This is a genomic window from Mycobacterium lacus (assembly GCF_010731535.1).
GTDB lineage: Bacteria > Actinomycetota > Actinomycetes > Mycobacteriales > Mycobacteriaceae > Mycobacterium > Mycobacterium lacus.
The window spans coordinates 3,591,582-3,605,781 of record NZ_AP022581.1 but is presented as its reverse complement, the minus strand read 5'-3'; the positions used below and the strand labels follow the sequence as shown (position 1 = coordinate 3,605,781).

General features: G+C 68.9%; 15 protein-coding genes and 1 pseudogene. 14 read left to right on the top strand and 2 right to left on the bottom strand.

What is annotated here, in order from left to right:
* The first annotated feature begins 71 nt into the window (after positions 1-71).
* The 11 genes and pseudogenes from G6N24_RS16515 to groL all read left to right on the top strand — a co-directional run bounded on the left by G6N24_RS16515 (position 72) and on the right by groL (position 10,452).
* Positions 72-1,496 carry an NAD(P)H-hydrate dehydratase gene (locus tag G6N24_RS16515; RefSeq protein ID WP_085160729.1) on the top strand — a complete coding sequence of 475 codons (1,425 nt, stop codon included), beginning with the start codon at positions 72-74 and terminating at the stop codon, positions 1,494-1,496.
* Between the two features lie 34 nt (positions 1,497-1,530).
* Positions 1,531-2,916: a glutamate decarboxylase gene (locus G6N24_RS16510; RefSeq protein ID WP_085160731.1), complete on the top strand. Its 1,386-nt coding sequence runs from the start codon at positions 1,531-1,533 to the stop codon at positions 2,914-2,916.
* Between the two features lie 102 nt (positions 2,917-3,018).
* Positions 3,019-4,185 carry an alanine racemase gene (alr, locus tag G6N24_RS16505; RefSeq protein ID WP_179963440.1) on the top strand — a complete coding sequence of 389 codons (1,167 nt, stop codon included), beginning with the start codon at positions 3,019-3,021 and terminating at the stop codon, positions 4,183-4,185.
* Positions 4,186-4,231: 46 nt separating this feature from the next.
* On the top strand, positions 4,232-5,293 hold the full coding sequence (locus G6N24_RS16500) for an alpha/beta fold hydrolase (protein ID WP_179963503.1): 1,062 nt from the start codon (positions 4,232-4,234) through the stop codon (positions 5,291-5,293).
* On the top strand, positions 5,286-5,747 hold the full coding sequence (gene tsaE, locus G6N24_RS16495; RefSeq protein ID WP_085160737.1) for a tRNA (adenosine(37)-N6)-threonylcarbamoyltransferase complex ATPase subunit type 1 TsaE: 462 nt from the start codon (positions 5,286-5,288) through the stop codon (positions 5,745-5,747). Before G6N24_RS16500 ends, tsaE begins: the two co-directional genes overlap by 8 nt.
* A gap of 125 nt (positions 5,748-5,872) precedes the next feature.
* On the top strand, positions 5,873-6,508 hold the full coding sequence (gene tsaB, locus G6N24_RS16490) for a tRNA (adenosine(37)-N6)-threonylcarbamoyltransferase complex dimerization subunit type 1 TsaB (RefSeq protein WP_232070591.1): 636 nt from the start codon (positions 5,873-5,875) through the stop codon (positions 6,506-6,508).
* Entirely contained in the window at positions 6,505-6,972 is a 468-nt protein-coding gene (rimI, locus tag G6N24_RS16485; RefSeq protein ID WP_085160741.1) for a ribosomal protein S18-alanine N-acetyltransferase, read from the top strand. Before tsaB ends, rimI begins: the two co-directional genes overlap by 4 nt.
* A pseudogene (locus tag G6N24_RS25905) lies at positions 6,972-7,073 on the top strand (hypothetical protein); the annotation flags it as partial. The gene rimI and the pseudogene G6N24_RS25905, both read left to right, overlap by 1 nt.
* Positions 7,070-8,095 carry a tRNA (adenosine(37)-N6)-threonylcarbamoyltransferase complex transferase subunit TsaD gene (gene tsaD, locus G6N24_RS16480; protein WP_085160743.1) on the top strand — a complete coding sequence of 342 codons (1,026 nt, stop codon included), beginning with the start codon at positions 7,070-7,072 and terminating at the stop codon, positions 8,093-8,095. The pseudogene G6N24_RS25905 and the gene tsaD, both read left to right, overlap by 4 nt.
* Positions 8,096-8,372: 277 nt before the next feature.
* On the top strand, positions 8,373-8,675 hold the full coding sequence (gene groES, locus G6N24_RS16475) for a co-chaperone GroES (protein WP_085160745.1): 303 nt from the start codon (positions 8,373-8,375) through the stop codon (positions 8,673-8,675).
* 160 nt (positions 8,676-8,835) lie between these two features.
* A complete protein-coding gene (groL, locus tag G6N24_RS16470) occupies positions 8,836-10,452 on the top strand; it encodes a chaperonin GroEL (protein WP_085160747.1) in 1,617 nt (538 codons plus the stop codon).
* Between the two features lie 72 nt (positions 10,453-10,524).
* On the opposite strand, the gene G6N24_RS16465 is transcribed toward groL, so the two are convergent.
* Entirely contained in the window at positions 10,525-10,833 is a 309-nt protein-coding gene (locus G6N24_RS16465) for a WhiB family transcriptional regulator (protein WP_085160749.1), read from the bottom strand.
* Positions 10,834-11,211: 378 nt separating this feature from the next.
* On the opposite strand from G6N24_RS16465, the gene G6N24_RS16460 reads away from it, so the two are divergent.
* The 3 genes from G6N24_RS16460 to G6N24_RS16450 all read left to right on the top strand — a co-directional run bounded on the left by G6N24_RS16460 (position 11,212) and on the right by G6N24_RS16450 (position 13,777).
* Positions 11,212-12,033 carry a hypothetical protein gene (locus tag G6N24_RS16460; RefSeq protein ID WP_085160751.1) on the top strand — a complete coding sequence of 274 codons (822 nt, stop codon included), beginning with the start codon at positions 11,212-11,214 and terminating at the stop codon, positions 12,031-12,033.
* A 90-nt stretch (positions 12,034-12,123) separates the two neighbouring features.
* Entirely contained in the window at positions 12,124-12,699 is a 576-nt protein-coding gene (gene sigD / locus G6N24_RS16455) for an ECF RNA polymerase sigma factor SigD (RefSeq protein WP_085160753.1), read from the top strand.
* Positions 12,692-13,777, top strand: a complete 1,086-nt coding sequence (locus tag G6N24_RS16450; protein ID WP_085160754.1) for an anti-sigma-D factor RsdA — start codon at positions 12,692-12,694, stop codon at positions 13,775-13,777. Before sigD ends, G6N24_RS16450 begins: the two co-directional genes overlap by 8 nt.
* Here G6N24_RS16450 and G6N24_RS16445 read toward each other — a convergent pair.
* Positions 13,771-14,184 carry a DUF5319 domain-containing protein gene (locus G6N24_RS16445; protein WP_085160756.1) on the bottom strand — a complete coding sequence of 138 codons (414 nt, stop codon included), beginning with the start codon at positions 14,182-14,184 and terminating at the stop codon, positions 13,771-13,773. The two genes, G6N24_RS16450 and G6N24_RS16445, sit on opposite strands and share 7 nt — an antisense overlap.
* Between the last annotated feature and the right edge of the window lie 16 nt (positions 14,185-14,200).

The window sequence follows — 14,200 nt, the reverse complement described above, 5'->3', positions numbered from 1 at the left end:
GCCCCTCGACCGGGGCACGTATCTTGGTGAGCGCGGACAGATCGGCTGCGAGCAGAGGAGTAGACGGGCTGATGCGGCATTACTACTCCGTAGACGCGATCCGCGAGGCCGAGGCACCGCTGCTGGCAAGCCTGCCCGACGGTGTGCTGATGCGGCGCGCGGCGTTTGGGTTGGCCACCGCGATCCGCAAAGAGCTGATCGCGCGCACGGGCGGGGTGGCCGGCCGGCGAGTGTGCGCGGTCGTCGGCTCGGGTGACAACGGCGGCGACGCGCTCTGGGCGGCGACGTTCCTGCGCCGTCGCGGCGCCGCGGCCGACGCGGTGCTGCTCAACCCGGAGCGGACCCATCCCAAGGCGCTGGCCGCCTTCCGGAAGGCCGGCGGCCGTATTGTCGAAAATGTCTCGGCGGCAACCGATCTCGTCATCGACGGGGTGGTGGGCATCTCCGGTTCGGGGCCGCTGCGACCCGCGGCGGCCGAGGTGTTCGCCGCTGTGGATGCGGCCGCGATCCCAGTGGTTGCCGTCGACATCCCCAGCGGCATCGACGTCGCGACCGGGGCTATCACCGGCCCCGCGGTGCGCGCCGCGCTGACCGTCACCTTCGGCGGGCTCAAACCGGTGCACGCGCTGGCCGACTGCGGCCGGGTCAGGCTCGTCGACATCGGGCTCGACCTGCCCAGAACCGACATCCTCGGATTCGAGGCCGCCGATGTGGCGGCACGCTGGCCCGTGCCCGCTGCCCACGACGACAAGTACACCCAGGGGGTGACCGGCGTCCTTGCCGGCTCGTCGACCTATCCTGGCGCGGCGGTGCTGTGCACGGGTGCGGCGGTCGCGGCCACCTCCGGCATGGTCCGCTATGCCGGCGGTGCCACTCGCGAGGTGCTCGCGCGTTGGCCGGAGGTGATCGCCTCAACCACGCCCGCGGCGGCCGGACGGGTGCAGGCCTGGGTCGTCGGGCCGGGATTGGGCACCTCGGACGCCGAAGCCGCCGGGGCCCTGTGGTTCGCCTTGGAAACCGACCTCCCCGTGCTCGTGGACGCCGATGGGCTGACCATGCTGGCGGCCCACCCCGAGCTGGTCACCGACCGGAACGCGCCGACGGTGCTGACGCCGCACGCCGGCGAGTTCGCCCGGCTGGCCGGGGCCCCACCCGGGGACGATCGCGTCGGCGCGTGCCGCAAGCTCGCCGACGCGTTCGGGGCCACCGTACTGCTCAAGGGGAATGTCACCGTCATCGCCGAGCCCGGCGGCCCGGTCTACCTGAACCCGGCCGGGCAATCGTGGGCGGCCACCGCCGGATCCGGTGACGTGCTGTCGGGCATGATCGGCGCGCTGTTGGCCTCGGGATTACCGGCCGCCGAGGCGGCCGCGGCGGCGGCATTTGTGCACGCCCGCGCCGCGGCGCTGTCGGCCGCGGACCCGGGGCCGGGTGACGCGCCCACGTCGGCGTCACGAATTCTCCATCACATCCGGGCCGCCCTGGCCGCCATATAGCTGGACCTATCGCTAATCCAAGAAAGGATCCGCCGTGTCGCGCAGCCACTCGTCGGTGCCCGCACATTCGATTGCCCCCGCCTACACCGGCCGCCTGTTCACCGCCCCGGTTCCCGCGCTGCGGATGCCCGAAGAGTCGATGGATCCGGAGGCCGCCTACCGCTTCATCCACGACGAGCTGATGCTCGACGGCAGTTCGCGGCTGAACCTGGCCACCTTCGTCACCACCTGGATGGATCCCGAGGCCGGGAAATTGATGGCCGAGACGTTCGACAAGAACATGATCGACAAGGACGAATACCCGGCGACCGCGGCCATCGAGCAGCGGTGCGTCTGCATGGTGGCCGACCTGTTCCACGCCGAAAACCTGCGCGACGACGACCCCAACAGCGCCTGCGGGGTGTCCACCATTGGCTCCAGCGAGGCGGTGATGCTCGGTGGCCTGGCCTTGAAATGGCGCTGGCGGCAAAAGGTCGGCCCGGGTTGGCGGGGCCGCACCCCCAACCTGGTGATGGGCGCAGGCGTCCAGGTGGTGTGGGAGAAGTTCTGCCGATACTTCGATGTTGAGCCCCGCTATCTGCCGATGGAGGAGGGGCGCTACGTCATCACTCCCGAACAGGTCGTCGATGCCGTCGACGAGGACACGATCGGCGTGGTAGGGATCCTGGGCACCACCTATACCGGCGAACTCGATCCCATCGCCGAGATCTGCGCGGCACTGGACAAACTGGCGGCCGGCGGGGGCGTGGACGTTCCGGTGCACGTCGACGCCGCCAGCGGCGGCTTCGTGGTGCCGTTCCTGCATCCCGACCTGGTCTGGGATTTCCGGCTGCCCAGGGTGGTGTCGATCAATGTCAGCGGTCACAAGTACGGGCTGACCTATCCCGGCGTCGGGTTCGTCGTGTGGCGCAGCAGCGAGTACCTGCCTGACGATCTGGTGTTCCGGGTCAACTACCTGGGTGGGGACATGCCGACGTTCACGCTGAACTTCTCCCGCCCCGGCAACCAGGTCGTCGGTCAGTACTACAACTTCCTGCGGCTGGGCCGGGACGGCTACACCAAGGTCATGCAGTCCTTGTCGCAGACCGCGCGGTGGCTGGGCCAGCAGCTGCGGGTGACGGACCATTGCGAGCTGATCTCCGACGGCTCGGCGATCCCGGTGATCAGCTTCCGGCTCGCCAAGGACCGCGGGTACACCGAGTTCGACGTCTCCCACGAGCTACGGACCTTCGGTTGGCAGGTGCCCGCCTACACCATGCCCGACGACGCCACGCACGTCTCGGTGCTGCGCGTCGTCGTCCGTGAAGGGTTGTCGGCCGACCTGGCGCGGGCGCTGCACGACGACGCCGTCACCGCGCTGGCCGCGCTGGACAAGCTCAAGCCGGGCGGCCACTACGACGCCCAGCACTTCGCCCACTAGGCGCCGCCGCGAGCGTAACGCCACTGCGATTTTCGGGCCGGGTTTTCGCGGTTGCGTTACGCTCGGCGATCCTCTGAGCGACGTTCTGGGAGAATGGCGGCCGTGGCCGTTACGCCGATATCGCTGACCCCGGGCGTCCTCGCCGAGGCCGTGGTTGACCTGGGTGCTATTGATCACAACGTGCGGGTGCTGCGCGAGCACGCCGGCGGCGCGGAGGTGATGGCCGTCGTCAAGGCCGACGGCTACGGCCACGGTGCCACCCGGGTGGCCCGCGCCGCGTTGGCCGCCGGTGCGGCCGAACTCGGTGTCGCCACCGTCGACGAGGCACTGGCGTTGCGGGCCGACGGCATCACCGCGCCGGTGCTGGCCTGGCTGCATCCTCCCGGCATCGACTTCGGGCCCGCGCTGCTGGGCGACGTGCAGATCGCCGTGTCCTCGCCGCGCCAGCTCGACGAGCTGCTCGACGCGGTGCGCCGGACGGGCCGCACGGCCACGGTGACGGTCAAGGTCGACACCGGGCTGAACCGCAACGGTGTGGGCCCGGCGCAATACGCGTCGATGCTGACCGCGTTGCGGCGGGCCGTCGCCGAGGACGCCATCCGTCCGCACGGCCTGATGTCGCACCTGGTTTACGCCGATCGGCCGCACGATCCCATCAATGACGTTCAGGCCCAACGGTTTGCCACCCTGCTGGCACAGGCCCGCGACCAGGGGGTGCGGTTCGAGGTGGCTCACCTGTCGAACTCTTCGGCGACGCTGGGCCGTCCCGACCTCACCCTCGATCTGGTGCGGCCCGGCATCGCCGTGTATGGGCTCAGTCCCGCTGCCGAGTTCGCAGACATGGGCCTGGTGCCGGCGATGACCCTGAAATGTACTGTTGCGCTGGTGAAGTCGATTCGCGCCGGGGAAGGCGTGTCGTATGGGCACACCTGGATCGCGCCGCACGACACGAACGTGGCTCTGCTGCCAATTGGCTACGCGGACGGCGTGTTTCGGGCGCTGGGCGGGCGCCTCGAGGTGATGATCAACGGCCGGCGACGTCGGAGCGCCGGACGGATTTGCATGGACCAGTTCGTCGTCGACCTGGGTCCCGGGCCGCTCGACGTCGCTGAAGGTGACCAGGCGATCCTGTTCGGGCCCGGTACCCGCGGCGAGCCCACCGCGCAGGATTGGGCCGACCTGGTCGGCACCATCCACTACGAAGTGGTCACCAGCCCTCGGGGGCGTATCACGAGAACCTATCGCGAGGCCGAAACCGTTGAGCGGTGAGGAAACTCGCAAGCGCCAGAAGGCCTGGCTTGCGGGCGGAGCCGGGCTGACCGCGGTCGCTACGCTCGTCGGAGCGTCGGCCCGGCGCTCGATGGCCGAACGTGCCACCCTGCTCGAAGACCCCTACGCCGATGAGGATTTCGAGACCCTGGACGGCGATCGCAACTACGTGGTGACCACGCCCGACGGGGTGCGGTTGGCGGTGTGCGAGGTCGGCCCGGTGGAGGCGCCGCTGACCATGGTGTTCGCCCATGGGTTCTGTCTGCAGATGGGCGCCTTCCACTTTCAGCGCACCAGGCTCCGCGAGCGGTGGGGACCGAGCGTGCGGATGGTGTTCTACGATCAGCGCGGGCACGGCCAGTCCGGCGAAGCCGCGCCCGAGACCTACACGCTGACCCAGCTCGGCAAGGACCTTGAAACCGTGCTGCAGACGGCCGCGCCGCGCGGGCCGATCGTGTTGGTCGGCCATTCGATGGGCGGCATGACGGTGTTGTCGCACGCCCGGCAGTTTCCCGGGCGATACGGCCGCCGGATCGTCGGCGCCGCGGTGATCTCGTCGGCCGCCGAAGGGGTGACGCGCTCGCCGTTGGGCGAGATCCTGAAAAGCCCCGCGCTGGAAGCCCTCCGGTTCACCGCCCGGTCCGCACCGAAGCTGATGCACCACGGCCGCAACGTGTCACGGTCACTGATCGGCCCAATCCTGCGGGCCGCGTCCTTTAGCGACCTGGAGGTCAGCCGGAGCCTGGACGCGTTCTCGCAGCGGATGATGTACGGCACCCCGATCGCCACCCTGGTGGGCTTCCTGGGCGCTTTGGAAACCCACGACGAAACCGCCGGGTTGTGGACGCTGCTGCGAATCCCGACCCTGATCGCATGCGGTGACCACGACCTGCTCACCCCGGACGAATACTCGAGAAAGATGGCGGCCTCGCTGCCACTCTCCGAACTGGTGATCGTCGCCGGGGCTGGCCACCTAGCGCTGCTGGACAAGCCCGATGCCATCAACGCGGGGCTGCTCCGACTTGTCGAGCGGGCGATTCCGGGCAAGATGATGCTGCGGTACCGGCGGTTGAGCCAACTGTTGTGGGGACGGTTCCGCGGTGGTTGAGAACGGCACGGCCACTTTGGAGCGCGTCGAGGACACCGTCGCCCTGGGCACACGGCTGGGTGAGCAGCTGCGCGCGGGCGACGTCGTCGTGCTCTCCGGCCCACTCGGCGCCGGAAAGACCGTGTTGGCCAAGGGCATTGCCGCGGCAATGGACGTCGACGGGCCGGTCATATCGCCGACGTTCGTGCTGGCCCGGGTGCATCCGCCGCGCCGGCCCGACGCGCCGGCCATGATCCACGTCGACGTGTACCGACTCTTGGACCATCAACGGGCCGATCTACTGGGCGAGCTGGATTCGCTGGACCTCGACACCGATCTCGAAGATGCCGTCGTTGTGGTGGAGTGGGGCGAGGGGCTGGCCGAACGGCTCTCCGAGCGCCACCTCGACATCCGGATCGAGCGAGTCAGCCACTCCGACGTGCGGATCGCGACCTGGGAGTGGAACCGCCCATGAGCCGCACCGGCGACGATGCAGTGGGGGCACGCCCCCACAAGTGGGAGGTACCCACACCCGCTTGCCGCGGACCCAGCGGTGTTGTGGGGCCAGCTCCCAGCCGCGAACCGGCGAGGGGGAGAGCGGTGCAAATACGCACGGTCTTGACCCTCGACACCGCCACCCCCGCCGTGACGGCCGGCGTTGTGCGGCTTGACGGCTCGCAGTGCACGGTGCTAGCCGAGCGGGTCACCGTCGACGCTCGGGCACACGCCGAACGGCTGACGCCGAACGTGCTGGACGCCCTGGCCGATGCCGAGCTGACGATGGCCGATCTGGACGCGGTGGTGGTGGGCTGCGGTCCCGGCCCCTTCACAGGTCTGCGGGCCGGCATGGCGACCGCGGCCGCGTACGGGCATGCACTGGGTATTCCGGTGCATGGCGTGTGCAGCCTGGACGCCATCGGCTGCCGAACGACCGGCGACACCCTGGTGGTCACCGACGCCCGCCGCCGCGAGGTGTACTGGGCTCGCTACCGCGACGGGGTACGCACCGGCGGACCGGCGGTCAATGGCGCCGCCGATGTTGACACCGGCGCGGCGCAGGCGGTTGCCGGCTCGCCCGAGCACGCGGCGGCGTTCGGCTTGCCGCGCTGTGGGCCCGTCTACCCGACAGCGGCCGGCCTGGTCCGCGCGGTGTCCGAGTGGTCTGAGCACCCGGCGCCGCTGGTGGCGCTGTATCTGCGCCGACCGGACGCCAAGCCCCTGGGTGCGCGCCGATGACCGCCTGCAGCGAGCCCGTCACCATCGGCGCGCTCACCCCGGCCGACGCCGACCGTTGTGCCCAGCTGGAGGCGCAGCTGTTCGACGGCGACGACCCGTGGCCCGCGGCCGCCTTCCGGCGGGAAGTGGCCAGCCCGCACAACCGCTACGTCGGCGCGCGCATCGCCGGCGCGCTGGTCGGTTACGCCGGCATCTCCCGGTTGGGCCGCAAACCCCCGTTCGAGTACGAAGTGCACACGATCGGCGTCGACGCCGCATACCAGGGCCGGGGCATCGGCCGCCGGCTGCTTGACGAGCTGCTGGCCTTCGCCGCCGGTGGCGTCGTCTACCTGGAGGTACGCACCGACAACGAGGCGGCCATCGCGCTATACCGCAGCGCGGGATTCGAGCAGATCGGCCTGCGCCGGCGGTATTACCGAGTCAGCGGCGCCGACGCTTACACCATGCGGCGGGAAGCCCAGTGAACCGCGCCGGCGACGATGCAGTGGGGGCACGCCCCCACCAGTGGGAGGTACCCCCACCCGCTTGCGGGGGACGAAGCGATGAGGAGAAGCGGCGCGCATGACCGTAGTCCTGGCCATCGAAACCTCTTGCGATGAAACCGGTGTCGGCATCGCGCGCCTGGACGCCGACGGCACGGTCATGTTGTTGGCCGACGAGGTGGCTTCCAGCGTCGACGAGCACGTTCGGTTCGGGGGTGTGGTCCCCGAGATCGCCTCCCGGGCGCACCTGGAGGCGCTTGGACCCGCGATGCGCCGGGCGCTCCGGGCGGCGGGGCTGGAACGGCCCGACATCGTCGCGGCCACCATCGGGCCCGGGCTGGCCGGCGCCCTGCTGGTGGGAGTGGCTGCGGCCAAGGCGTATTCGGCCGCCTGGGGAGTGCCGTTCTATGCGGTGAATCACCTGGGCGGGCACTTGGCCGCCGACGTGTACGACCATGGGCCGCTGCCCGAATGTGTGGCGCTGCTGGTGTCCGGGGGGCATACCCACCTGTTGCACGTGCGTTCGCTAGGCGAGCCGATCGTCGAGCTGGGCAGCACCGTCGACGACGCCGCCGGCGAGGCCTACGACAAGGTGGCCCGGTTGCTGGGATTGGGCTACCCCGGCGGCAAGGTGCTCGACGACCTGGCTCGCACCGGTGATCGGGGCGCCATCGTTTTTCCACGCGGCATGACCGGCCCCGCCGACGATCCGTACGCGTTCAGCTTCTCCGGGCTGAAGACTGCCGTGGCACGCTACGTGGAAAGCCATCCCGATGCGGTCACCGCCGACATCGCCGCCGGCTTCCAGGAGGCCGTCGCCGACGTGTTGACCACGAAGGCGGTGCGGGCCGCCACGGCGCTCGGCGTGTCGACGCTGCTGATCGCGGGCGGAGTGGCCGCGAATTCGCGGCTGCGAGAGCTGGCCGCGCAGCGCTGCGGCGCGGCGGGACTGACGCTGCGGATCCCTAGGCCCCGGCTATGCACCGACAACGGGGCGATGATCGCCGCGTTCGCCGCGCATCTGGTGGCCGCCGGCGCGCCGCCGTCTCCGCTGGACGTGGCAAGCGACCCGGGTCTGCCGGTGGTAAAAGGCCAGGTTAGGTAACCGGGACACGCCAACACGCTGAAAGCACCAGGGGGCCCTTGAGTGCTAGCACTCTCGTGTATAGAGTGCTAGGTGGCAGTCGGACGGCCCCCTGTGCCGGCACCCGCGACGACGGTGCGAGGGAAAGGAAGGCTGCCGAATCCCGTCAATTCGGACGGTTCGGGGAAAGCCCCGGACCGGCCGCCAACTCCGGTCCGGGCGACGAGTTCCGGACCCGCTACCAACACAGTCGGGGCCGAAGGCCCCGGCCCGATCGAATTAGTGGAGGGCTCCAATCGTGGCGAAGGTGAACATCAAGCCACTCGAGGACAAGATTCTCGTGCAGGCCAACGAGGCCGAGACCACGACCGCGTCCGGTCTGGTCATTCCCGACACCGCCAAGGAGAAGCCGCAGGAAGGCACCGTGGTCGCGGTCGGCCCCGGCCGATGGGATGAGGATGGTGAGAAGCGGATCCCGCTGGACGTGTCGGAGGGTGACACCGTCATCTACAGCAAGTACGGCGGCACCGAGATCAAATACCAGGGCGAGGAATACCTGATCCTGTCGGCCCGCGACGTGCTGGCGATCGTTTCCAAGTAAAGACGTGTTCCGCCCCGGCGATCTCCGCGTTGCACCGCGGGTGATTTCCGGGGCGGCATGCGTTCGCGGAATTGCCCGGCGCTCCCCCGCAAGCGGGGGGACCCCCACCTCAGGCGGGTCATTCGTCGCCGGGCCTAAGCAGCCGGGGTGAGGGAGCCTGATGAGCAAGCTTATTGAGTACGACGAAACCGCGCGTCGCGCCATGGAGGCGGGCATGGACAAGCTCGCCGACACGGTACGGGTGACGCTGGGGCCGCGTGGTCGGCACGTGGTGCTGGCCAAGTCGTTCGGCGGGCCCACCGTGACCAACGACGGGGTCACCGTCGCGCGTGAGATCGACCTGGAAGATCCGTTCGAGAACCTGGGCGCCCAGCTGGTGAAGTCGGTGGCCACCAAGACCAACGACATCGCCGGTGACGGCACCACCACCGCGACCGTGCTGGCGCAGGCGCTGATCAAGGGCGGCCTGCGACTGGTCGCGGCCGGCGCCAACCCGATCGCGCTCGGAGCCGGAATCGGCAAGGCCGCCGACGCCGTGTCCGAGGCGCTGCTCGCGTCGGCCACCCCGGTGTCGGGCAAGGAGGCGATCGCACAGGTGGCGACGGTCTCCTCGCGCGACGAGCAGATCGGCGAGCTGGTCGGGGAGGCGATGAGCAAGGTCGGCCACGACGGCGTGGTCAGCGTCGAGGAATCCTCGACGCTGGGCACCGAGCTTGAGTTCACCGAGGGCGTCGGCTTCGACAAGGGCTTCCTGTCGGCGTATTTCGTCACCGACTTCGACTCTCAGGAGGCGGTGCTCGAGGATCCGCTGATCCTGTTGCACCAAGAGAAGATCAGCTCGCTGCCCGACCTGCTGCCGATGCTGGAGAAGGTCGCCGAATCGGGCAAGCCGCTGCTGATCGTCGCCGAAGACGTCGAGGGTGAGGCCCTGGCGACGCTGGTCGTCAACTCCATCCGCAAGACGCTGAAGGCGGTCGCCGTGAAGTCGCCCTACTTCGGCGACCGGCGCAAGGCATTCCTTCAGGACCTGGCGGTGGTGACGGGCGGTGAGGTGATCAACCCCGACGCCGGCTTGCTGCTGCGGGAGGTAGGCATGGAGGTGCTGGGTTCGGCCCGGCGCGTCGTGGTCACCAAGGACGACACCATCATCGTCGACGGCGGCGGCTCGGCGGACGCGGTCGCCAACCGCATCAAGCACCTGCGCGCCGAGATCGAGAACAGCGACTCCGACTGGGACCGCGAGAAGCTCGGGGAGCGGCTGGCCAAGCTGGCCGGCGGGGTGGCCGTCATCAAGGTGGGTGCCGCCACCGAGACGGCGCTCAAGGAGCGTAAGGAAAGCGTCGAGGATGCCGTTGCGGCCGCCAAGGCCGCCGTCGAGGAGGGCATCGTCCCCGGCGGTGGGTCCGCGCTCATCGGAACCCGCAAAGCGCTGACGGAACTGCGTGCGTCGCTCACCGGCGATGAGGCGCTCGGCGTCGACGTGTTCTCCGAGGCCCTGGCCGCGCCGCTGTACTGGATCGCGACCAACGCGGGGCTGGACGGCTCGGTCGTGGTCAACAAGGTCAGCGAGCTGCCCGCCGGGCAGGGGCTGAACGCGAACACCCTGAGGTACGGCGACTTGGCCGCGGACGGCATCGTGGACCCGGTCAAGGTGACGAGGTCGGCCGTGCTCAACGCCTCGTCGGTGGCACGGATGGTGCTGACCACCGAGACGGCGGTTGTCGACAAGCCCGCCGAGGCCGAAGAGCACGGCCATCACCACGGTCATGCCCATTGAGCTCTGCGCGAGGAGACGGAATTGCCCCCGAATCCAAGGGATTTCGGGGGCTTTTCCGTCTCCTCGCGCAGCTCAGGCGGTGCGGCGGATGCCGCGGCTGCGGCCGATCGTGCCCTTGAGGAGTAGGTCGCGCTCGGATTCGGACAGGCCACCCCAAACGCCGTACGGCTCGCCGACGTCCAGCGCATGGGAGCGGCATTCCTCGATCACTGGGCAGCGTCGGCACATCTCCTTGGCTCGCTGCTCGCGTTGCATGCGGGCACGACCCCGCTCACCGTCGGGATGGAAGAACATCGACGAGTCAACGCCTCGGCACAGGCCTTGCAATTGCCAGTTCCAGATGTCGGCGTTGGGTCCAGGTAGGTGCTCCGGCTGTGGCATCGCTAAAATTCCCTCTCTGCACCGCACTCCCACGTGGAGGCAAGGCGCGCTCCACACGCGCGTTGTGCAAACTGATTTGGGGGTGACGTCACCGCTGACTTACCCGTCAACATTAGACGTTAGGGGTGCTACCGAAATTCAGTCAATAGGCTCCTGAACCTGTCAAATTTCTGGCCGTTGCTTGAGAATTAACTTTGCGTTCATCTGGTTACCATTTGCCGAGCGCGAAGCGTGCTATCAGCGAACCGATCGATCCAGAGATTTCCCAGCTCAGCGCCCCGCGATGGGCGGCTGCAATTAGCACGGATACGGCGGTCGTTAATACTTCAGTAACATATCGACCACAAACTTTTTACTAAATGAGGCTCCGTTATCACGGTGATTGAAACGGATCACACTTGGGCGGTTGAGGGGACGATTGACCGGGCGCTGGCCGAAGCCGCCTTCGGAAGCCAGCCCGGCCGCTGGCCGCTGCCCACGGCGACCACACCGGGCCAACTTTGGCTGCGGGCCGTCGCCGCCGGCGGGCAGGGGCGCTACGCCCACGCCTACAGCGATCTCGCGGTGCTGCGCCGGCGTGTCCCGGCCGGCCCGTTGGCTTCCCTGGCGCATAGCACACAGGCTTCGTTTTTTCGGCAGCTCGGCTGGCACACGCTGGCGCGGGGCTGGGACGGCCGCGCCTTGGCGCTGGCGGGCGCCGATCCCGGCGCCCGCGCGGACGCACTGATCGGGCTGGCGGCCGACGCGCTTGGCGTCGGCCGCCTCGCTGCCGCGGCGACGTTGCTGGCTCGCGCCGAACCGATCCTCGTGGCGGATCGGCTGGCGGTGCGCCGGCAATGGGTGGGCGCCGAGTTGGCGATGGCGGCCGGCGACGGGGCGACCGCCGTTCGCCTTGCGGAGGAAGCGGTTGAGCGGGCCCAGGCCGTCGCGTCGGTGCGACACCGGGTCAAAAGCGACGTCGTGCTGGCCGCCGCTCTGTGCAGCGCCGGGGGCACCGAGCGGGCATGCGCCGTCGGCCAGGCGGCGCTCGACGACACCGGCACGTTCGGGCTGATACCGCTGCGCTGGGCGGTCGCTTGCTTGCTGATCGATATCGGAAGCGTGACATTTCCGGCACAAATGCTGCGGGATCTAACCGAAATCCGCGATATTTGCGCAGGCCAGGTGCGGCGCGCCGGTGGAAGCTGGCGTACCGCTTGAAACGCGTTCCGGCCGTTATTGTCTAGCCGTGTCTTAGCTGGCAGCGCGCCAGGATGTGTCCGCTTCGTAACGTTGGAGATATCACCGTCGATGACAATTGAACGGGAACGTCTCGACGCTGTGGTTGCGGAGGCCGTGGCAGGGGACCGGAATGCGCTTCGGGAGGTGCTGGAGACCATCCGCCCGATTGTCGTGCGCTATTGCCGAGCGCGAGTCGGCACCGTCGAGCGGGGTGGCCTGTCGGCAGATGATGTGGCACAGGAGGTGTGCTTGGCCACCATAACGGCGTTGCCGCGGTACCGGGATCGAGGACGACCGTTCCTGGCCTTCCTGTACGGCATCGCAGCGCACAAGGTCGCCGACGCGCATCGGGCCGCGGGTCGTGACCTGGCCTATCCCGCTGAGTCGGTTCCGGAGCGCCGGTCGGTTGACGCCGGCCCCGAGCAGATGGCCATCGAGGCCGATTCGGTCACCCGGATGAACGAATTGCTCGAGATCTTGCCGGCCAAGCAACGCGAGATCCTCATCCTGCGCGTGGTCGTCGGACTGTCCGCCGAAGAGACCGCCGCCGCCGTCGGCAGCACCACCGGAGCGGTCCGGGTGGCCCAGCATCGCGCACTTCAGCGACTGAAGGACGAAATTGTGGCGGCAGGTGACTATGCGTAATTCGGGGCCTGATTTTGGTTATGCCCTCGGCGACGAACCGGCTTTGGACGAGTTGGCGCGAACCGATCTGCTGCTCGACGCGCTCGCCGAACGCGCGGAGGTTGATTGCGACGATCCCTACGACCTCCACGATCAAGCGCTGGTCGCCCTGCTGGGTGACTGGCGCGACGACTTGAGGTGGCCACCGGCCAGCGCACTGGTCTCGCAGGAGGAGGCCGTCGAAGCACTGCGTACCGGCATAGCCGGCCGCCAGCGGGCCCGTCGCGGCTTGGCGGCGGTCGGGTCGGTGGCCGCCTCGCTTTTGCTGCTGAGCGGGTTCGGCGCCGTGGTGGCCGACGCCCGCCCCGGGGACTTGCTGTATGGCCTGCACGCGATGATGTTCAACGGACCGCGGGTCAATGACGACCAGATTGTGTTGTCCGCCAAGGCCGATCTGGCGAAGGTCCAGCAACTGATCGCCGAAGGCCAATGGGCCCGGGCCCAGGATCAGCTGGCAGAGGTGAGCAGCAGCGTGCAGGCCGTCAACGACGGCGGCCGCAGGCAGGACCTGATGGACGAGGTCAATCTGCTGAACACGAAGGTGGAGTCACGCAATCCGAACGCGACGCTGCCGCCTGGCGCGCTGCCTCATTCGCAGGCCGTCACCCCGCCCGGCCCGGCGGTGAACACGTGGATCCCGCTGGTTCCCGGGACCGAGCCGCCGACACCGCCGTCTGCGGTCGAGCCGCCGACGTCGTCGGGGGTCCCGGACGGCACCGCGACACCGGCGCCGACCGGTCCGGAGGCCTCGGCCACTTCGACTTCGACTCCTGCGTCGGGGGCCAATGCCAGCACCACTTCTCCATCTCCGAGCACCACTGGAAGCTCGTCATCCTCGGAGCCGAAACAACAGCCGTCCCCGTCGTCGCTGACGCCGACCTCGCCGGCCGCGGCGGCGACATCTCCCGGTCCGGCGCCGGGCACGTCAACCCAACCCGCCGACGCGGCCCCCAACCCGCCGAGTCCTGCGGCGCAGACATCGGGTCAGGCCGCGCCCACGACAACGGCGGCCAGCCCCATACCGGTGGGCGTTCAGTGACGCCGGTGAAACCCGTCCGCGTCCGACGTCGCTTCGTTGAGCGAGGCGTCGGCATATCCCCGGCAGTAGTCCCACGTCACATAGGCGTCGGGCTCGGGGTCATAGGCCGGCTCGTGCGGGCGGACGGTGCCGTCGATCAGCAACTGCAGTAGGTTGGCCCGCAACATGTCCCAGTCGTGGTAGTGGTCTTGCTGACACTCGTCGCAGCACACCACAAGTCCGCGAATTCCCTTGTGCGCCAACAGAGTTTCGTAAACGGCAAGATCGGCCAAGTCGGCCTCCACCGCCATTCGTTCCTGCTGATCCAGCGGCTGCCCCGGTTCGACGGCTTCCAACGCCGCCGACGGGTCACACGGGTCATCGGCGAACGGATCGGGTGGCAAACCCGGCGGGAGGTGGTCTCGCACGCCTCTACACTACGCA